At 65.0% G+C, this 19,885-nt stretch carries 10 protein-coding genes; 6 read left to right on the top strand and 4 right to left on the bottom strand.

The annotated features are described in order from the left end of the window. Positions 1-10 precede the first annotated feature (10 nt). On the top strand, positions 11-2,845 hold the full coding sequence (locus GTP77_RS16875) for a TonB-dependent receptor (protein WP_161073310.1): 2,835 nt from the start codon (positions 11-13) through the stop codon (positions 2,843-2,845). A gap of 9 nt (positions 2,846-2,854) precedes the next feature. Here the strand turns inward: GTP77_RS16875 and GTP77_RS16870 are convergent, their stop codons facing one another. Beyond that, positions 2,855-3,580 (bottom strand): 16S rRNA (uracil(1498)-N(3))-methyltransferase, encoded by a 726-nt coding sequence (locus GTP77_RS16870; RefSeq protein WP_161073309.1) that lies wholly within the window; start codon positions 3,578-3,580, stop codon positions 2,855-2,857. Between the two features lie 148 nt (positions 3,581-3,728). Here GTP77_RS16870 and tkt point away from each other — a divergent pair, with 148 nt between their 5' ends. Then, positions 3,729-5,699, top strand: coding sequence for a transketolase (gene tkt / locus GTP77_RS16865; RefSeq protein ID WP_228895229.1), 1,971 nt, complete (start codon positions 3,729-3,731; stop codon positions 5,697-5,699). 37 nt (positions 5,700-5,736) lie between these two features. Beyond that, positions 5,737-6,747 carry a type I glyceraldehyde-3-phosphate dehydrogenase gene (gap, locus tag GTP77_RS16860; protein ID WP_161073307.1) on the top strand — a complete coding sequence of 337 codons (1,011 nt, stop codon included), beginning with the start codon at positions 5,737-5,739 and terminating at the stop codon, positions 6,745-6,747. Positions 6,748-6,812: 65 nt separating this feature from the next. Here gap and GTP77_RS16855 read toward each other — a convergent pair whose 3' ends face one another. From GTP77_RS16855 to glnE, 3 genes are all read right to left on the bottom strand, one after another. After that, complete coding sequence (locus GTP77_RS16855; protein WP_161073306.1) at positions 6,813-9,518, bottom strand: TonB-dependent receptor; 2,706 nt, start codon at positions 9,516-9,518, stop codon at positions 6,813-6,815. Between the two features lie 400 nt (positions 9,519-9,918). Next, on the bottom strand, positions 9,919-10,374 hold the full coding sequence (locus tag GTP77_RS16850) for a cache domain-containing protein (RefSeq protein ID WP_161073305.1): 456 nt from the start codon (positions 10,372-10,374) through the stop codon (positions 9,919-9,921). Positions 10,375-10,419: 45 nt separating this feature from the next. Beyond that, positions 10,420-13,179: a bifunctional [glutamate--ammonia ligase]-adenylyl-L-tyrosine phosphorylase/[glutamate--ammonia-ligase] adenylyltransferase gene (glnE, locus tag GTP77_RS16845; RefSeq protein ID WP_161073304.1), complete on the bottom strand. Its 2,760-nt coding sequence runs from the start codon at positions 13,177-13,179 to the stop codon at positions 10,420-10,422. 161 nt (positions 13,180-13,340) lie between these two features. Here glnE and GTP77_RS16840 point away from each other — a divergent pair, with 161 nt between their 5' ends. The 3 genes from GTP77_RS16840 to tldD all read left to right on the top strand — a co-directional run bounded on the left by GTP77_RS16840 (position 13,341) and on the right by tldD (position 19,835). Next, the gene (locus GTP77_RS16840; protein ID WP_371869367.1) at positions 13,341-17,468 is read left to right on the top strand and encodes a YhdP family protein; all 4,128 of its coding nucleotides are present in this window, start codon (positions 13,341-13,343) and stop codon (positions 17,466-17,468) included. Between the two features lie 22 nt (positions 17,469-17,490). Continuing rightward, complete coding sequence (locus GTP77_RS16835; RefSeq protein ID WP_187358747.1) at positions 17,491-18,288, top strand: carbon-nitrogen hydrolase family protein; 798 nt, start codon at positions 17,491-17,493, stop codon at positions 18,286-18,288. Between the two features lie 86 nt (positions 18,289-18,374). Then, positions 18,375-19,835, top strand: a complete 1,461-nt coding sequence (tldD, locus tag GTP77_RS16830) for a metalloprotease TldD (RefSeq protein ID WP_161073301.1) — start codon at positions 18,375-18,377, stop codon at positions 19,833-19,835. Positions 19,836-19,885: the final 50 nt, after the last annotated feature.

The raw sequence follows: 19,885 nt of genomic DNA, 5'->3' as shown, positions 1-19,885 counted from the left end.
TGGAGAAAAAGTGAAGAAAAAATTGATAGTGCAGGCCATTGCACTGCTGGGTACCGCGGGCTGGAGCGAGTTCGCGACGGCGCAAATTCAAGCGGCCCCGGCGGCTGATGCGCCGATCGAGCGCGTGATCGTCACCGGTTCCAACCTGAAGCGCACTTCGACGGAGAATCCGTCGGTGGTGCAAGTGATTTCCAAGAAAGAGATCGAGCAGTCCGGCGCCGTCAGCGTCGCCGACCTGATGGCCAAAGTGCCCGCGCTCGGTTCGTCCAACCAGGTCGACTCGCGCGACGGCGGCTTCTCCAAGGGCCTGGCCACCGCCTCGCTGCGCAACCTGGGTTCGGCTTCCACGCTGGTGCTGATCAACGGCCGCCGCATGTCGCCGGCCGCTTACGCCGACCCGAACGCCGGCCAGTCCACCCAGTACGACCTGAATTCCATCCCGCTGTCGGCGCTGGAACGCGTCGAGATCCTGAAGGACGGCGGTTCGGCCGTGTACGGTTCGGACGCGATTGCCGGCGTAATTAACTTCATCACCAAGAGCAATTTCAAGGGCGGCGACATCACCGCCCAGCGCAGCCAGGACGGCTACGGCAACTTCGGCCGCAGCGGCATCAGCGGCGCCTACGGTTTCGGCGACCTGGAAGAGGACCGCTTCAACGCCTTCGTCGCCTTCGACTTCTCCCGGCGCGACCGCACCCCGATCGCCGAAGCGCGCGCCGTGCACGCCGACCAGTCGCGCGCCATGGACGGGCGCCTGAGCAGCTACTACAGCAGCGTGAGCCAGTATCCGGTGTTCTTCAAGGAATCGCGCCTGGGCAGCGGCTCCTTCAACCGCTATGTGTCGGCCGACCTGAGCTGCAACCCGGCCGACATCCGCACCGGTTCCACCGCGCTGGTGCCGATGCTGGCCTCGGACGTCATGATCGGCAACAAGTTCTGCAACTACGACGGCTGGCAGTATGAGGACGCGCAGGGCAAGGCGGAGAGCTCGAACGTGCTGGCGCGCGCCGAATTCAAGGTCGACGCCAATATCCGCGCCTTCGCCGAAGCGTCTTACAGCAAATCGGAGCTGGAATACGCGGGCGTGTCGCGCACCCTGTCGCGCAACAAGACCACGGTGTTCCCGAAAGACGGACCCGGCATCAGCTTCCAGCCCATCCTGGGCGTGAACCATCCGGACAACCCGACCCGCGGCACGGCCGGCGCGGTGCCGGTGGCGGTCAACTACCGCTTTACCGACGCCAAGGGCGGCAGCTCGAACGAAAACACCTCGACCCGTCTGCTGGCCGGCCTGAAGGGCAGCCACTTCAACTGGGACTGGGATACCGGCCTGCTGTACAACGAGTCCAAGCGCCACCAGGTGTCGAACGGCTTCCTGTACCTGCCTATCGTGCAGCGCCTGGTGACCGAGAACGTGCCGCTGAAAACCATTGCCGGCACGCCGGGCGTGACGGTGGACTCGCCGCTGGACGGCAAGGCCAGCATCACCCAGTGGGACATCAAGGGCAGCACCGAGCTGGGCCAGCTGGCCGGCGGCGCCATCGGCCTGGCCGTGGGCGCCGAGCTGAAGCAGGAGAAAATGAGCATCGTGCCGGACGCGCGCACCGTCAAGGGCGAGATCATCGGCCTGGCCAACCAGTATTCGCAAGCCAAGCGCGACGTGCGTTCGGTGTTCTCCGAGGTGCGCCTGCCGGTGCTCAAGTCGGTGGACGTGGAACTGGCCGGCCGCTACGACAAATATGACGGCTTCTCCGGCAGCTTCACGCCCAAGGCGGGCGTGAAGTGGACCGTGAGCCCGACCCTGGCCGTGCGCGGCACCTACTCGGAAGGCTTCCGCGCGCCGTCGCTGACGCAGATGGTGGACGGCGGCACGCAGTACTTCCTGAACAGCTTCGAGGACAAGCTGCGCTGCGGCAAGCCGGGCGCCGACGCGACCGACTGCCTGAAGAGCCTGTCGGGCGTGGCCGCATCGAACAAGGACCTGGTGCCGGAAACCTCGAAGAGCTTCACGGCCGGCCTGATCTTCTCGCCGGCGAACAATTTCGACATCCTGTTCGACTACTACAACATCCGCAAGGACAAGGAAACCGACCTGATGTCGCCGGTGGCGGTGATCAACGATCCCAAGCTGGCCAGCCGCGTCAAGCGTGACCAGAACCAGGGCACCTGGCTGCGCGACGCCAGCAACAACCTGATCCCGAACTCGGGCCCGCTGATCAGCATTGAAACGCCCTACATCAATGCCGGTGGCACCCGCACCAGCGGCATCGACCTGGAACTGGCGCTGCGCAACAACCTGGGCGCCTACGGCAAGCTGGCCAGCCGCCTGAACGCCAGCTACACGCTGAGCTACAAGAAGGCCCAGTCCGAAGGCGACCCGATGATAGACCTGGTCGGCACCAACGGCGCGGTCTACAACGACACCACCAGCGTGGGCGAAATCCCGCGCCTGCGCGCGTCGCTGTCGTCCACCTGGAGCATCCAGCAGCACAGCCTGACGGCCACCGCCAACTACATCTCGTCGATTTCGATGATGGCGGCCTACAGCGTGCAGGAGGACGGCAGGGTTGGCCCGTACGAGGAGCCGTACTGCGAATACGGCCGCGCCAACCGCAACGAGAACTACACCAAGTTCTATCCCGAGTGCAAAGTGAAGTCCATGGCCACGCTGGACCTGGCCTACGCCTACACCGGCTTCCGCAACACCGTGCTGACGTTTAACGTGGCCAACGCGTTCAACACCAAGGCGCCGTACGATCCGTCGTACTCGGTGGCGGGCTACAACTCGGCGCTGCACAGCGCGCGCGGCCGCTTCTTCACCGTCAAGGCCAACTACAAGTTCTGATGTAGCGCCTTACATGCCGCCCCAGCTGGCATTCAATGCGGCCAGGGCGGCCAGCGCGGCCGTCTCGGTGCGCAGGATGCGCGGCCCCATGGACAGGGGCAGCGCGCCCTGGGCGACGGCCAGGTTTTCCTCGTCGTCCGAGAAGCCGCCTTCGGGACCGACCATGATGGTCAGCGCCTGCGGCGGCTGGTGGCGCGCCCAGTCGGCCAGCGACTGGGTGGCGCGCGGGGTCAGGATCACGCGGCGGTGCAGGTCTTGCTGCGCGATCCAGTCCTTGAACTCGTCCACCGGCGCCAGTTGCGGCACCCGGTTGCGGCCGCTTTGCTCGCAGGCCGAGATAATCACGCCTTGCCAATGTGCTAATTTCTTTTCAGCGCGATCGCCCGACAGCCTGACCACGCAGCGGCGCGCGGCCAGCGGCTGGAAGGCGGCCGCGCCCAGCTCGACCGCCTTTTCGATAATCCAGTCCATCTTGGACGCTTCCGGCAGCGCCTGCGCCACCGTCACCGCGTAGGGCAGTTCGGCCTCGCGCGCCGTATGGGCTTTGATTTCGGCGCTGGCGCGGCGTTTTTCCACCGTCTGCAGCACCGCCGTGTACTCGCCGCCGTCGCCGTTGAACAGCGTGACGGCCTCGCCCGGGGCCAGGCGCACCACGTGCACATGGTGGGCGACCGCTTCCGGCAGGTCGATGGTGAGGCCGATGGCGAGCGGCTGCGGGCAGTAGAAACGGGGCATGCGGGGGCCTTGGTGAGTGCGCTTGGATGCGTAATTTTAATGGGCTGCCCCCCGGTCTGGTAAAATACTTGGTTCAAGCAAGCAGGCTTTACCCTATTTCAAACCTTCCGCAATCACCACGATGACTACTACGCTCCCAACCACTCAAATGGCCAACGCGATCCGCGCGCTGGCAATGGACGCTGTACAGAAGGCCAATTCCGGCCACCCAGGCATGCCCATGGGCATGGCTGAAATCGCTGTCGCGCTGTGGAGCGGTCATCACCGCCACAATCCCGCCAACCCGAAATGGCTGAACCGCGACCGCTTCCTGCTGTCGAACGGCCACGGCTCCATGCTGCACTACGCGCTGCTGCACCTGGCCGGCTACGCCGTGACCATGGACGACATCCGCGCCTTCCGCCAGATGCACTCGAAAACCCCGGGCCACCCGGAAGTGGACATCACCCCGGGCGTGGAAACCACCACCGGCCCGCTGGGCCAGGGCATCGCCAACGCGGTCGGCATGGCGCTGGCCGAGTACCTGCTGGCGGCCGAGTTCAACAAGCCGGGCCTGGACGTGGTCGACCACTATACCTACGCCTTCGTGGGCGATGGCTGCCTGATGGAAGGCATTTCGCATGAAGTGTGCTCGCTGGCCGGCACCCTGGGCCTGAAAAAACTGATCGCCCTGTACGACGACAACGGCATCTCCATCGACGGCAAGGTCGAAGGCTGGTTCACCGACGACACCCCGAAACGCTTCGAAGCCTACGGCTGGAACGTGATCCGCGCCGTCGACGGCCACGACGTTGCCGCGGTCGACGCCGCCATCGCCGCCGCGAAGCAATCCGACAAGCCTACGCTGATCTGCTGCAAGACCATTATCGGCAAGGGCTCGCCCAACCTGCAGGGCGGCGACAAGGTGCACGGCGCCGCGCTGGGCGACAAGGAAATCGCCGCCGTGCGCGAATACATCGGCTGGACCCCGGCCCCGTTCGAAATCCCTGCCGACGTGTACGCCGCGTGGGACGCGAAAGCCGCCGGCGCGCAGCACGAAGCCGACTGGAACGCGAAATTCGCCGAATATAGCGCCAAGTTCCCTGCGGAAGCCGCCGAACTGGCGCGCCGCATGGCAGGCGAGCTGCCGGCCAACTTCGACGCCACCCTGGCCGCCGCCGTGGCCGCCTGCGTGGACAAGAAAGAAACCATCGCCACCCGCAAGGCCAGCCAGAACGCCATCCAGGCCCTGGCCCCCGTGCTGCCTGAGTTCCTGGGCGGCTCGGCCGACCTGACCGGCTCCAACCTGACCAACTGGAAAGAGTCCGTCAACCTGCGTTCCGGCAAGACCGGCAACCACATCAACTACGGCGTGCGCGAGTTCGGCATGAGCGCCATCATGAACGGCGTCGCCCTGCACGGCGGCTACATCCCGTTCGGCGCCACCTTCCTGACCTTCTCGGACTACAGCCGCAATGCCCTGCGCATGGCCGCCCTGATGAAGCAGCGCTCGCTGTTCGTGTTCACCCACGACTCCATCGGCCTGGGCGAAGACGGCCCGACCCACCAGTCCGTCGAGCACGTCTCGTCGCTGCGCCTGATTCCAGGCCTGGACAACTGGCGTCCTGCCGACACCGTCGAATCGATGGTGGCATGGGGCGAAGCGGTCAAGCGCAAGAACGGCCCGTCGACCCTGATCTTCTCGCGCCAGAACCTGCCGTACATGGAGCGCAGCGCCGCCGTGGTGGCCAATATCGCCAAGGGCGGCTATGTGCTGAACGACGTGGCCGACGCCAAGGTCATCCTGATCGCCACCGGTTCCGAGGTGGAACTGGCCGTCAACGCCGCCAGCGCGCTGGCCGCCGAAGGCATCGCCGCGCGCGTGGTGTCCATGCCGTCGACCGACGTGTTCGACCGCCAGGACGCCGCCTACAAGGCCAGCGTATTGACCAAAGGCACGCCGCGCGTCGCCATCGAAGCCGGCGTGACCGATTTCTGGTACAAATACGTGGGCCTGGAAGGCGCCGTGGTCGGCATCGACACCTTCGGCGAGTCCGCTCCCGCGCCTGTGCTGTTCAAGCATTTCGGCTTCACGGTGGAAAACGTCGTGGCCAAAGTTAAATCCGTTCTGGTTGCCTAATACTGCTTAACCCTTTTTATTTCATCAGGAGCTTAGTATGACGATCAAAGTAGCAATCAATGGCTATGGCCGCATCGGCCGTAATGTACTGCGTGCTTTCTACGAAGGCGGCAAAAAGCAAGACATCCAGATCGTTGCCATTAACGACCTGGGCGACGCCAAGTCGAACGCGCACCTGACCCGCTACGACACCGCGCACGGCAAGTTCCCCGGCACCGTGACGGTGGACGGCGACAATATGATCGTCAACGGCGACGTGATCCGCGTCTTCGCGCAGCGCAATCCGGCTGAAATCCCATGGGGCGACCTGGGCGTGGACGTGGTGCTGGAGTGCACCGGCTTCTTCACCACCAAGGAAAAGGCTTCGGCCCACCTGAAGGGCGGCGCCAAGAAAGTCATCATCTCCGCACCGGGCGGCAAGGACGTGGACGCGACCATCGTGTACGGCGTGAACCAGCACGTGCTGAAGTCCACCGACACCGTGATCTCGAACGCTTCCTGCACCACCAACTGCCTGGCCCCGCTGGTCAAGCCCCTGCACGACGCCATCGGCCTCGAAACCGGCCTGATGACCACCGTGCACGCCTACACCAACGACCAGGTGCTGTCCGACGTGATGCATGAAGACCTGCGCCGCGCCCGTTCGGCCACCATGTCCATGATCCCGACCAAGACCGGCGCCGCCGCCGCGGTCGGCCTGGTGCTGCCTGAGCTGAACGGCAAGCTGGACGGTTTCGCGATCCGCGTGCCGACCATCAACGTGTCGCTGGTCGACCTGTCCTTCATCGCCTCGCGCGACACCACCGTGGACGAAGTCAACGCGCTGATGAAAGCCGCTTCCGAAGGCGCGCTGAAAGAAGTGCTGACCTACCAGACCGAACCGCTGGTATCGATCGACTTCAACCACAATCCTGCTTCGTCGAACTTCGACTCGACCCTGACCAAAGTGTCGGGCCGCCTGGTCAAGGTTTCGTCGTGGTACGACAATGAGTGGGGCTTCAGCAACCGCATGCTGGACACCACCGTGGCGTTGATGACTGCCAAGTAATTTGCTTCAGACGTAAAAAAACCTCCCGGACTCGCGTCCGGGAGGTTTTTTTTCGCCCGTCTACATTAGAAGTTGTAGGTGGCGCGGGCGTAGAAGGTGCGGCCCTTAGGATCGGTGAAGCGCGGATCGTAGCCAGCCTGGAAGGTCTCGGTCTGGTAGGACAGCGGCGGGGTGCGGTCGAACAGATTGCGCACGCCCAGCGTCAGCGACAGGTTTTTCATGAAGTTCGCGGTCGCGTAGCCGTCCCAGGTGGTGTAGGAAGCGACGCGGAATTCAGGATCCTGGTCGATATAGCCGGTCTTCGAGTGCGCGGACAGGCCGGCGCCCCAGATGCCCTTGGTCCAGTTCACACTGGCGTTGTTCTGCCAGCGGAAGATCGGGCCGGTGCCGGAGAACACGCCCACGTTCTGGTGCCATTCGCCGCCGTCGTTGTTCTGGTACTCATACTTGTGCACATAGGTGCTGTTCAGAGCCAGGGTGGTGTTGCCGTAGTCGGCGCTGCGCCACTTGTAGTTCACGCTGATGTCCAGGCCGTCGGTGTTCACGCCGCCCAGGTTCTGGGTGCGCAGGTCGACATAGCCGCAGGTCAGCGGGTTGGGGCACTGCGAACCGTCGGTCGCCAGGTTGCCGGAGGCGGTGCGGTGGAACAGCGCGGCGTACTTGACCGGGTCGCCGAACACGTCGTCCTGGTTCAGCTGGCCGATCTGGTGTTCCAGTTTCAGCTTCCACAGGTCCAGGCTCATCGACAGGTTGTTGACCGGCTCGATGACGATGCCCAGCGCGTAGTTGGTCGACTCTTCAGGCGCCAGCGCCTTGTTGCCGCCCGTCAGGGACTGGAACTGCTGCTGGCAGTTGGCCGCCGCCGGCTTGCCCGGAATCGGGTTGCCGCCCGGGCAGTTGACCGGATCGTCGTACTGGTTGGTGTTGGTGTAGGTCTGGGCCGAGTTGATCTCGTACAGCGACGGGGCGCGGAAGCCGGTCGAGTAGGAGCCGCGCAGCAGCACGGTCTTGTTCGGCTGGTAGCGGAAGCCGAACTTCGGATTGGTGGTGTTGCCGAAGTCGTTGTATTTGTCGTAACGCACGGCGGCGGTCACGTCCAGGTCCTTCAGCAGGGCCATGTTCAGCTCGGCGTACACGGCGCTGACCTTGCGCGAACCTTCGTTCAGCGTGTTCGGGTCGATACCGGTGGAGGCCACCACTTTTTCAGCGTACTCGGTGTTGGCCGCGCTGTGGAAGTCCTGCTTGTCGAACTGGCCGCCGATGGCCAGGGCGGCTGGACGGCCGGCGCTGAACCAGTCGCCCAGTTCGCGGCTGGCGTGGGCGTCGATGCCCTTCATCGTGCCTTTGGCGTTCTGGATATTGCCGTTCAGCGCGGCGCTTTCGATCAGCGCCATGCCGGCGGCGCTTTGCTCGCCGTAAGGGTTGATCACGCCGTCGCGCACGCCCTTGGTGATGATGCCGCCGTCGCTGTAGCCGAGCAGATTGCTTTTCACCTTGTTTTCATTGTAGGTGAAGGCTGCCTCGTAGTCCCAGCCTGCCACGGTGCCCTTCAGCGACGCGATGAAGCGCTGCTGGGTGTTCACGTCGTCGCCTGCGCGCGAGCCGTTCGGCAGGTCGCGCCATTTCACGTGCACGAAGCCCGGCAGCACGCCGGCCGGGGTGTTTTCTTCGGTGTAGGTCGGGCTCAGCGGCACGTTCGGGGTGATCGCGCCAGGGTTGCCAGGGTAGTAAGGATTCAGCGAGCCGTCCGGACGCACGCGGTTCTGGTACAGGCCGCCGTATGGCACGGGAGCGATCTGGCTACCGACGGTGTTCTTGGAGATCAGGTATTCCAGGCCCAGTTCGTGGTCGGCGTTCAGTTTCATCGTGCCTTTGATCAGGCCGGTGTTGCGCTCGCTCTTGGGAATGTAGTCCACGAAGGAGGAGGTGGTCATCTGGCAGCCGCTGCCGGTGGCGTCCGGGATCAGGTTGGGCGAGCTGGTGCAGTTGGGCGCGGCAGGGTTGCCGCTGTTGCCGTCCTGGTAATAGTTGGCCGGGCTGGTGGTTGGCGACAGGCCGCCTGGATAGCGCTTGTTGAAATCGCGCTGCAGGCCGTTGATGCGGCGCTGCACTTGGTGGTCGCCCATGGCGAAGATATTAAAGCCGTCGGTGTCCAGATTGCCGTAGCCTACGCCGATATTGGCGCTGTTGGAACCGCCGCCTTTTTTATTCGGGGAATCGATGCCGCCGGTAACGGTGACGCCGGTGTAGTCCTTACGGGTGATAAAGTTAATCACGCCGCCCACCGCGTCGGAACCGTACAGCGAGGATGCGCCATCGCGCAATACTTCGACGCGCTCCAGCGCGGCGAATGGAATCATATTCAGGTCGGGGGCCGAGCTGTCGAAGGCGTTATTCGCCAGGCGGCGGCCATTCAGCAGGACCAGGGTTTTATTTGCGCCTATGCCGCGCAGGTCGGCGAACGATGCGCCGCCGGTGCTCAGGCCCACAACCTGGCTGGTGCCCTGGTTGGTTTGAACCGAGCTCAGGTTGGACATAACCTGTTCAATCGTGGTGATACCCTGTTTTTTCAGGTCGTCCATTTTAACCACGGTGACCGGCACTGCGGTTTCCGCGTCGATGCGTTTAATGGCCGAGCCGGTGATTTCAACGCGCTGGATAGGCGCATTTTGCGCGATGGCCGGTTGGGCCAGCATGCCGAGGCCCACAATCGCTGCGCCTCCGGAAAATACGACGCGCAGCGAGCGCGCCAAAGATTTCTCGATCAACATAGTTTTTTTCCTTAAGAGTGTCTGATGCATTAGCAGCCCTTCTGGGATTGCCAATCGGTCTATCAGACACCGCGTGGAATAGGGTGTCAAATGTACTTATGTAACGCAATTGAAACAAAGCAGCCCTTGACAGCGCTGTTTGTGCTTGCGCGATGTGCGTAAGTGTTTCACTTAGCTAGGCGGATGGCGGATTACACAGGTATTACAATTTGTATCGAGCGCCGTAGGCCGGATGGCAATGTTGTGGGCTTGCCACAGTATGCAGATGGGCAAGTTGCCGCTGATCTATGCCAGATATTGGCGCGATCGCGCCAGCATCGGGCACACTGGCGTCCCTTGCGCACCATACGGGCGAAAAAAAAGCGCCGCGGGGGCGGCGCCGGATGACGTAGGGAAACGCTTATTTGTAAATGCCGGAGCCGACCAGGACGTCGCCTGCTTTTTCCACGTAGCCGGATTTGGCTTCGACCACCTTGCTGACCGGATTCGGCCATTTGAAATCAACCCAGCCGCTGCCTTTTTCCTTGGCCACCTTCACCATTTCCTGGATCATGGCTTTGCCTTCGTTATCCTTCATGTCCAGCAGGTTTTTGCCCACCAGTTTTTGATTCACGCCATGGGCCACGGCCACGCCATTTAAATCGTAGACATAAATATACAAGTCGCGGTCGTGGAAATCCTTGTTGTTCGGGTCGGAAATTGCGGCAAAGGCTTTTTCCTTGCCGTCCGATTTAATCAGGGCGACCGCTTTTTTCACCATGGCCATGGCTTCGTTGGCCGTGCCTTTTTCCGCGGAATATGCCGGAGCTGCGAGCAAGCCCAGGCTGATTGCGATACCGCCTAAAAACATTTTCATCGGTGTCTCCTTTTGGATTGAACTGCTGGTCGTAATTCCTGCTGCTTATTCCAATATGGCGTTCCACAGCTCGATAACATGCCCGGCCTGGCTGGCAACGCGCGCGGGATCGACGCGGGCCTGTTCCTGGCCCTGCAAGCGCATCTGGTGCTGCAATTTGCGGAACAGGCGGTAAGCGTCGGCCACGCTGGCGGCAAGGGCCGGATTAATCAGGCCCAATTCGCCACACATTTTCAGTAACGCAATATTACCCACATTTCCCGTCAATTGTGAATAGGTCGATGCATGCTGTAACACAAGATACTGGACGATGAATTCAATGTCTATCATGCCGCCCGCGTCCTGTTTTAAATCGAACAGCTCGGAGCGGTTGGGGCGGGCGTCGGCCATTTTCTTGCGCATGGCGCGCACCTCGGTTTTCAGCGGGCCGTCCAGCGGCCGCTCGCGCCGCAGCACCTGGCAGCGGATCTGCTCGAAGCGCCGGCCGATGGCGGCGTCGCCGGCGCAGAAGCGGGCGCGCGTGAGCGCCTGGTGCTCCCAGATCCAGGCCGAATTGTCCTGGTAGCGCTCGAATGCCTGCACGCTGGACACCAGCATGCCGCTGGCGCCGTCCGGGCGCAGCGCAATGTCGACGTCGAACAGCTGGCCGGCCGAGGTGTGCGAGGTCATCCAGGTGATAAAGCGCTGCGCCAGCTTGGCGTACTGGGCGGGCGCATCCTGGTCCTCGTCGTCGAACAGGAAGATCACGTCCAGGTCCGAGATATAGCCCAGCTCCTTGCCGCCCAGCTTGCCGTAGGCGATCACCGCGAACTGCGGCACCTCGCGGTGGCGGGTGGCCACCGTCTTCCAGACCGCCTGCACGGTGGCGGCCACGATCACGTCGGCCAGCGCGGACAGGTGGTCGGCCAGCTTTTCCACGGTGAGGTCGCCCGCCAGGTCCTGCGCCAGCAGGTGGAACAGCTGGGCGTGGTGGACTTCGCGCAGGATGTCCATCTGGCGCTCGGTGTCGCCGGCGGCGGCGGCCAGCTGGCCGTCCAGCTCCTCGGCCAGCTGGGCCGCGTCGAACACGGCGTTGCGGATGCGGTCGTCCAGCAGCTCGTCCAGCAGGATGGGGTGCTTGGTGAGGAATTTGGCGGCCCAGCCGCTGGCATGCATCATGCGGATCACGCGTTCCAGCGTGTGCGGGTACTCGGTCAGCAGCGACAGATAGGCCGAGCGGCGCGCGATGGCCTCCAGGAAGTCGAGCAGGCTGCCCAGGGTCACCAGCTGGCTGCCCACGCTGGACTGCTCGGCGGTGCGGGCGATCAGCGGCAGCGCCGCGTTCACCAGCGACACCAGGCGGTTGCGGCTCGCCTCCGGCAGCGACTGCAGGCGCGGCGCCTGCCAGGTCGCCACCAGGCGCTGGGCCGCGCCGGCCGGGTCGTCGTAGCCCAGGGAGGCGAAGCGGGACTGGATGGCCTCCAGGTTGTCCGGGTCCGCGCATTCATTGCTGGTGGCGGGGTCGATGTCGCCGTCTTGCGGGCCGTTCGCTGCTTTTTCGGCGAACATGGCGTCGAATTGCTCGGCCACGAACTTGCGGTGCGCCTCGATTTGCGCCAGCAGGGCGGGCACGTCGGACAAGCCCATCATCTGGGCCACCACCAGCTGGTCGGCCTCGTTGGGCGGCAGGGTGTGGGTCTGGGCGTCGTCCAGGTATTGCAGACGGTGCTCCAGGTTGCGCAGGAAAGTGTAGGAAGCCAGCAGTTGCAGCACGATGTCGGTGGTTAGCAAGCCTTTTTCCGGCAGTATGCGCAAGGTGGCGCGGGTGGAGCGGTCGCGCAGCGTGGCGTCGCGCCCGCCGCGTATCAGCTGGAACACCTGGGCCAGGAACTCGATTTCGCGGATGCCGCCGCGCCCCAGCTTGACGTTGTTGCTGCGGTCCGGGTGCAGGCGCTCCTGGCGGTTCACCTCGGCGCGGATCTGGGCGTGCATATTGCGGATGGCGTCGATTACGCCGAAGTCCAGGTAGCGGCGGAACACGAAGGGGCGCACGATGGCGTCCAGCGCGGCGATGTCGGCCGGGGTGCCGGTGACGGCGCGCGCCTTGACCCAGGCGTAGCGCTCCCATTCGCGGCCCTGCACAATCAGATATTGCTCCACCATGCTCAGGCTGGCGGCCAGCGGGCCGGAGCCGCCGTTCGGGCGCAGCGCCATGTCGACGCGGAAGGTGTAGCCGTCCTCGGTGATCTCGGCCAGGGCGGCGATCAGCTTTTTGCCCAGGCGGACGAAGAATTCATGGTTGGACAGCGAGCGCTGGCCGGGGCCGGCCACGGTGTCGCCGTCTTCCGGGTAGACAAAGATCAGGTCGATGTCGGACGACACATTGAGCTCGCCGCCGCCCTGCTTGCCCATGGCCAGCACCATCAGCTCCTGCGGCTCGCCGCTGTCGTGGCCGACCGGCTGGCCGTGCAGGGCCACCATTTCCGCGTGCAGCGCCGCCGCGTGCTGCTGGATGGCGAAGTCGGCGAAGCGCGTCATGGCAGTCACCACTTCATGCAGGTCGGCCCTGCCTTCCAGGTCGCGCCGTATCAGGGTGCAGACCAGCAGATTGCGCAGGCGGCGCATGGCGCGCGGCAGCGGCAGGGGCTGGCCGGCGGGCTGGTCCAGGCCGGCGGCCGCTTCGCGCGCCAAATAATCGGCAAAATCCATCCCGGCAAGCGATAATTGCGCCAGCGCATCCACCTTGGCCGCCCGCCCCGGATCGGCGCTGATCCAGCGCTGGTAGTAACGGGAGGCGGAGGTGAGGGCGGGAGCGGTTGAGGTCATTGGCGGCAAAGTAACTTAGTGTTGCAACGTAATAAACAGAGCGTGGGGACGCCAGCCTATGCGGTAAAATGGACGCGCAGGCTAAGACGAGACGATTTTAGCGATTTATTAGACGCCGGGCCTGAATTATTAGCTTATTGATGCAAAATCCAGAGGAGACCGTGACAGACAGCGTGCCCTTGGCCGTGCGCTGGCAGCGGCTGCGTTCCGCCTATCGCGTCTGCAATCTGGCCACCCACCATGTACTGGGCTTTACTGTCAAGTTAGCCCTGTTGCTGTACTTTGCATTCGCCATCCTGCTGCTGGCGCTGCGCTACCTGGTGCTGCCCAATATCGACCACTACAAGGGCGATATCGAGCGCCAGGCCAGCCGCGCGCTGGGCAATCCCGTCACCATAGAACGCATCTACGCCTCCTGGTCCGGCCTGAACCCCACCCTGTTCCTGGGCGACGTGGTGCTGCGCGACCAGCAGGGCCGCGACGTGCTGGCCCTGCCCAGCGTGTCGGCCACGCTGTCCTGGTGGAGCGTGGCGGCGGCCGATGTGCGCTTCGAGTCGCTCGAGCTGATACGCCCCAAGCTGGACGTGCTGCGCACGCCGGACGGCAAGCTCTACGTGGCCGGCGCGCATATCGACCTGAACCAGAAGGGCGACGGCAAGGGCGGCGACTGGCTGCTGGCGCAGCGCGAAATCGTCGTGCGCGAAGGCCAGCTGGACTGGACCGACCAGCTGCGCGGCACGCCGCGCGTGAGCCTGCAGGACATGAGCCTGGTGCTGCGCAATAAGTGGCGCCGCCACCAGTTCTCGCTGCGCGCCACGCCGCCGGCCGCGCTGGGCGGCCCGCTGGACGTGCGCGCCGATTTCATCCATCCCGCCTTCGCGGTGCGCAAGTCCGATGTGCGGCTGTGGCAGGGCGAGCTGTACGCCGACGTGCGCCAGGCCGACCTGGCCGCCTGGAAGCAGCATATCGACTACCCGCTGGACCTGAGCTCCGGCATGGGCTCGGTGCGCGCCTGGATCAAGCTGGACCACGCCAAGCTGGCCGGCTTCACCGCCGACGTCAGCCTGGCCGACGTGACCGCCAGGCTGGGACCGGACTTGGAGCCGCTGGACCTGGTGGACGTGCGCGGCCGCGTGTCGGCCCGCGAAGAGATACCCGCCGCCATGCAAAGCGGCCAGCCCGCGTTCGGCGTGCTGGGCCACAGCGTCACCCTGAACAACTTCTCGCTGCGCACCCGCGACGGCCTCGAACTGCCGCCCACCGAACTGTCCGAGCGCTATGTGGCGGCCACCGCCAAGGCGCCCGCGCGCATGGAACTCAACGCCAGCGTGCTGGACCTGCAAACCCTGGCCGCGCTGGCCGGACGCCTGCCGCTGACGGCCAGCCAGCGCAGCGCGCTGGAGGACGTGGCCCCCACCGGCCGCCTGCGCGACGTGGCCGCCAGCTGGTACGGCAGCTATCCGGCGCTGCAGTCCTACCATGTGAAGGCCCAGCTCGACGGCCTGGGCCTGCGCCCGCGTCCGGCGCGCCTGCCACAGCCCAAGAACGGCAAGACGCCCGCCGTGCGCGGCATGCCGGCGCTGCCCGGCTTCGAGCACCTGAGCGGCACACTGGAAGCGAGCGAAAAAGGCGGCCGCTTCACGCTGGACGCCGACCAGCTGCTGCTGCAGATGCCGGACTATTTCGCAGAAGCGGCCATGCAGTTCGACAAGCTGCGCGGCCGCATGTCCTGGTCCTTCGAGGGCAACGAACAACTCAAGGTCGAGCTGGAAAACCTGGAGTTCTCGCAGGACGGCCTGAACGGGTCGCTGTCGGGCAGCCATGTGCTGGCGCTGGACGGCAAGAGCGCCGGCCTGGCCGACTTTACCGGCAAGCTGAACGGCTTCGACGTGAAGAAGATAGGCCGCTACCTGCCGCTGCAAACCCCGCCCCATCTGCAGCACTGGCTGACCGGCGCGCTGGAGGACGGCCGCGCGGACGACGTGGTGCTGCGCCTGCGCGGCGACCTGGCGCATTTCCCGTTCAAGAACGCCACCGCCGCCGAGCGCGCCAGGGGCGAGTTCCGCGTCACCGGCCGCCTGACCAACGGCAAGCTCAACTACGACCCCGGCTTCTACGCCAAGGACGGCAAGTCGCCGCTGTGGCCGCAGGCCGAGCATATCAAGGGCGGCTTCACCTTCGAAGGCACGCGCATGGAAATCCGGGGCGACACCGCCACCACCGGCGGCGTGGCGCTGAGCGGCGTGAAGGCCGTGATCGCCGACCTGTCCTCGCACGACAGCGTGCTGGAGATCGACGGCAACGCGGCCGGGCCTATGCAGGAATTCCTCAATTACATGGCGGCCAGCCCGGTGCTGGAATGGATAGGCCATTTCACCGATGAAACGCAGGCCACCGGCAGCGCCAAGCTGGCGCTCAAGCTGCAGCTGCCGCTGAACCATATGCACGATTCCAAGGTGCAGGGCGCGCTGCAGCTGGCCAGCAACGACATCGTGCTGTGGCACGACATGCCGGTGGTGGCGGGCTCCACCGGCAAGATAGAGTTCAACGAAAAAGGCGTGAACCTGAACGCGCTGGCCGGCACCTTTATCGGCGGCCCGGTGTCCATCACCGGCGGCAGCCAGCGCGACGGCAGCATCCAGGTGCGCCTGGGCGGCGCCGTCACGGCCGAGGGCCTGCGCAAGACCTGGCCGTCGCCGCAGATGCAGCGCGTGGCCGGCCATATCAGCGGCAGCGCGCGCTACACCGGCCTGGTGGTGGCGCGCGACCACCATTATTCCGTCACCGTCGATTCCACGCTGGCCGGACTGGGCCTGGACTTCCCGGCGCCGCTGGCCAAGGGGGCAGGCGACGCGCTGCCGCTGCATTTCGTGCTGAACGGCGCCGGCGCCAACGAGGCCGGGCTGATGCGCGACGACATCCGCGTGGCGCTCGGTTCCGGCCTGTCGGCCGCCTACCAGCGTCAGCGCCAGGGCAAGGAGGCGTGGAAGCTGGTGCGCGGCGGCATCGGCATCAATGTGCCGGCGCCGGAGCCGGACAGCGGCATGATGATGCAGGCCAATGTGAAGTCGCTCAATGTGGACCAGTGGCTGGAGCTGGGCGAGGCCATCGCGGGCAAGGAGCCTGCGGCGGCCGGCAGCGGCGGCGCCGACGTGGCGCAGTACGTGGTGGCCGACACCATGGCCGCGCGCGCGGGCGAACTGGTGATCGGCGAGCGCAAGCTGGAGAACGTGGTGGTGGGCGTGAGCCACCAGAAAAATCAGTGGCAGGCCAATATCGACTCGCGCCACGCGAACGGCTACATCACCTGGAATGAATCGCCGACCGGGCAGGGCGTGGGCAAGGTGACGGCGCGCCTGTCCTCGCTGGTGATCCCCGAGTCGCAGGCCAACGAGGTCAAGGATTTGCTGGAAAACAAGGCCACCCAGCCCACCATTCCCGCGCTGGACGTGGTGGTGGAACGCTTTGAACTGTTCAACAAGCCGCTCGGCCGGCTGGAGCTGCAGGCGCATAATGCGCTGATCACCTCGGCGCGCGAGTGGCGCGTGTCCAAGCTGTCGCTGATCAATGCGGACGGCGAGCTGAACGGCACGGGGCGCTGGGTGGTCAAGGACGGCCAGCCGCTCACCAATCTCAATTTCGAGCTGGCCATCGCCAACGCGGGCAAGCTGCTGGACCGCTTCGGTTTCGCCGACACCTTGCGCAACGGCAAGGGCAAGCTGAGCGGCGACATTTCCTGGAAGGGCCTGCCGTATGCGCTGGACATCCCCAGCCTGTCCGGCCAGATCAGCATGAATGTGGAGAAGGGCCAGTTCCTCAAGCAGGATCCGGGCGCGGCCAAGCTGCTGGGCGTGCTCAGCCTGCAGGCGCTGCCGCGCATGCTCAAGCTGGACTTCCACGACGTCTTCTCGGAAGGCCTGGCGTTCGACGGCATCAGCGCCAACGCCGCCATCAACCGGGGCATCGTCAAGACCGACAACTTGAAAATGCACGGCGTGGCCGCTACTGTGCTGATGGACGGCAGCGCCGACATCGCCAACGAATCGGCCAATCTGCACGTGGTGGTGATGCCGGAGGTCAATCTCGGCACGGCGCCGCTGGTGTACGCGCTGGCGGTCAATCCGGTGATCGGCCTGGGCAGCTATCTGGCCCAGCTGTTCCTGGCCCAGCCGATGATGCGCGCGCTGACCTATGAAATGCAGGTGACGGGGCCGTGGAAGGCGCCGGTCATCACCAAGCTGGAAACGGCGCGGCCGGACAAGCCGGCCGCGCAGAAAGCTCAACCATAAAGACATCGGGAAGGACATGCCCATGAACACCGTCGCAGCGATACAGATGATTTCCTCGCCTTCCGTGGGCGAAAACCTGGCCACCGCGCGGCGCCTGATCGCGCAGGCGGCCGCCACCGGCGCCAAGCTGGTGCTGCTGCCCGAGTACTGGGCCATCATGGGCCTGAGCGACGGCGACAAGGTGGCCGTGGCTGAGCCGCTCGGCAAGGGGCCTATCCAGGATTTCATGAGCGAAATGGCGCGCCACCACAGCATCTGGCTGCTGGGCGGCACGCTGCCGCTGGCCTCGGACGATCCGGCCCGCGTGGTCAACACCACGCTGGTGTATGACGACGAAGGCCGCCACGTGGGGCGCTACGACAAGATCCATCTGTTCGGCTTTTCCAAGGGCACCGAATCGTATGACGAGGCGCGCACCATCGTGCCGGGGCGCAATGTCGGCACGGTGGAGACGCCGGTGGGCAAGGTCGGCATGTCGGTCTGCTACGACCTGCGCTTCCCCGAGCTGTTCCGCGCCATGGGGCCGGTGTCGCTGATCGTGGTGCCGGCCGCCTTCACCTACACCACCGGCCAGGCGCACTGGGAAATCCTGCTGCGCGCGCGCGCCATCGAGAACCAGTGCTATGTGCTGGCGGCGGCGCAGGGCGGCATCCACCAGAACGGCCGCCGCACCTGGGGCCACTCCATGCTGGTCGATCCCTGGGGCGCGGTGAAAACCGTGCTGGCCGAGGGCGAGGGCGTGGTGCACGGCGAGGTGGACGCGCTGTTCATGGACAGCGTGCGCGAGAGCTTGCCGGCGCTGAAACACCGCACCATGTAGGCCCCCGGGGACAGACCCGGCGGGTCTGTCCCCGGCGTTGGCCGCTGGTTCAAAGTACAATGCAGCATCACACACAAGGCACTATCATGATCCCATTCGAACCCAATCTGTCCACCCTGGCCGTCGCGCGCGATTTGCTGCTGACGCCGTTCGGCCTGGACGAAGGCAAGCTGCTGAAAACGCTGGGCAGCATGTTCACCCACAAGGTCGACTACGCCGACCTGTATTTCCAGTTCACCAAGAACGAGGGCTGGAGCCTGGAAGAGGGCATCGTCAAGACCGGCAGCTTCTCCATCGACCAGGGCGTGGGCGTGCGCGCCATTTCCGGCGACAAGACCGCCTTCGCCTACTCGGACGACATTTCCGAACGCGCGCTGATGGAAGCGGCGGCGGCAACCCGCACCATCGGCCGCGCCGGCGCCGGCAAGATCAAGGTGGCCAGCGGCATGACCCAGGTGGGCGGCCGCTCGCTCTACCTGCCGCACGACCCGCTGACCTCGCTGGACGCGACCGCCAAGGTCAAGCTGCTGGAGCGCCTGGAGAAAATGGCCCGCGCCAAGGACCCGCGCGTGGTGCAGGTGATGGCCGGCCTGGCCGGTGAATACGACGTGGTGCTGGTGGTGCGCAGCGACGGCGTGCTGGCGGCCGACATCCGCCCGCTGGTGCGCGTGTCGCTGACCGTGATCGCCGAGCAGGACGGTCGCCGCGAGGTGGGTTCGTCCGGCGGCGGCGGCCGCTACGACTACGGCTACTTCAGCGACGAGCTGCTGGAGCAGTACGCGGAAGACGCGGTGAAATCGGCCATCGTCAACCTGGACGCGCGTCCTGCACCGGCTGGTCCGATGACCGTGGTGCTGGGACCGGGCTGGCCCGGCATCCTGCTGCACGAAGCCATCGGCCACGGCCTGGAGGGCGACTTCAACCGCAAGGGTTCGTCCACCTTCTCGGGCCGCATCGGCGAGCGCGTGGCCGCCAAGGGCGTGACCGTGGTGGACGACGGCACGCTGAAGGACCGCCGCGGTTCGCTCAATATCGACGATGAAGGCAACCCGAGCCAGTGCACCACGCTGATCGAGGACGGCATCCTGAAGGGCTATATCCAGGACACCATGAACGCGCGCCTGATGAAGATGCCCGTGACCGGCAACGCGCGCCGCGAATCGTTCGCCCACCTGCCGATGCCGCGCATGACCAACACCTATATGCTGGGCGGCGACAAGGACCCGGGCGAGATCCTGGCTTCGGTCAAGAACGGCCTGTACGCGGTCAATTTCGGCGGCGGCCAGGTCGACATCACGAACGGCAAGTTCGTGTTCTCGGCCAGCGAAGCCTATATGATCGAGGACGGCAAGATCACCTATCCGGTCAAGGGCGCCACGCTGATCGGCAACGGTCCGGACGTGCTCAACCGCGTGTCCATGATAGGCAACGACATGAAGCTCGATTCGGGCGTGGGCGTGTGCGGCAAGGAAGGCCAGAGCGTGCCGGTGGGCGTGGGCCAGCCGACCTTGCGCCTCGACGGCGTGACCGTTGGCGGCACCGCTTAAGCCGCGCTTGGCGGGTTACGAACCTGCGGTTCTAACCCGCCCTACGGAAT

Origin of the sequence: Pseudoduganella aquatica, from assembly GCF_009857595.1 — a bacterium.
Classification (GTDB): Bacteria; Pseudomonadota; Gammaproteobacteria; order Burkholderiales; family Burkholderiaceae_D; genus Rugamonas; species Rugamonas aquatica_A.
The sequence above is the reverse complement of the archived record's forward strand: the minus strand, read 5'-3'. Positions and strand labels throughout refer to the sequence as shown.

Excerpts from the sequence above, each read along its gene's own strand:
- GTP77_RS16870 (WP_161073309.1), bottom strand. The coding sequence starts at position 3,580 with ATGCCCCGTTTCTACTGCCCGCAGCCGCTCGCCATCGGCCTCACCATC.
- tkt (WP_228895229.1), top strand. The coding sequence starts at position 3,729 with ATGGCCAACGCGATCCGCGCGCTGGCAATGGACGCTGTACAGAAGGCC.
- gap (WP_161073307.1), top strand. The coding sequence starts at position 5,737 with ATGACGATCAAAGTAGCAATCAATGGCTATGGCCGCATCGGCCGTAAT.
- GTP77_RS16855 (WP_161073306.1), bottom strand. The coding sequence starts at position 9,518 with ATGTTGATCGAGAAATCTTTGGCGCGCTCGCTGCGCGTCGTATTTTCC.
- GTP77_RS16850 (WP_161073305.1), bottom strand. The coding sequence starts at position 10,374 with ATGAAAATGTTTTTAGGCGGTATCGCAATCAGCCTGGGCTTGCTCGCA.
- glnE (WP_161073304.1), bottom strand. The coding sequence starts at position 13,179 with ATGACCTCAACCGCTCCCGCCCTCACCTCCGCCTCCCGTTACTACCAG.
- GTP77_RS16835 (WP_187358747.1), top strand. The coding sequence starts at position 17,491 with ATGAACACCGTCGCAGCGATACAGATGATTTCCTCGCCTTCCGTGGGC.
- tldD (WP_161073301.1), top strand. The coding sequence starts at position 18,375 with ATGATCCCATTCGAACCCAATCTGTCCACCCTGGCCGTCGCGCGCGAT.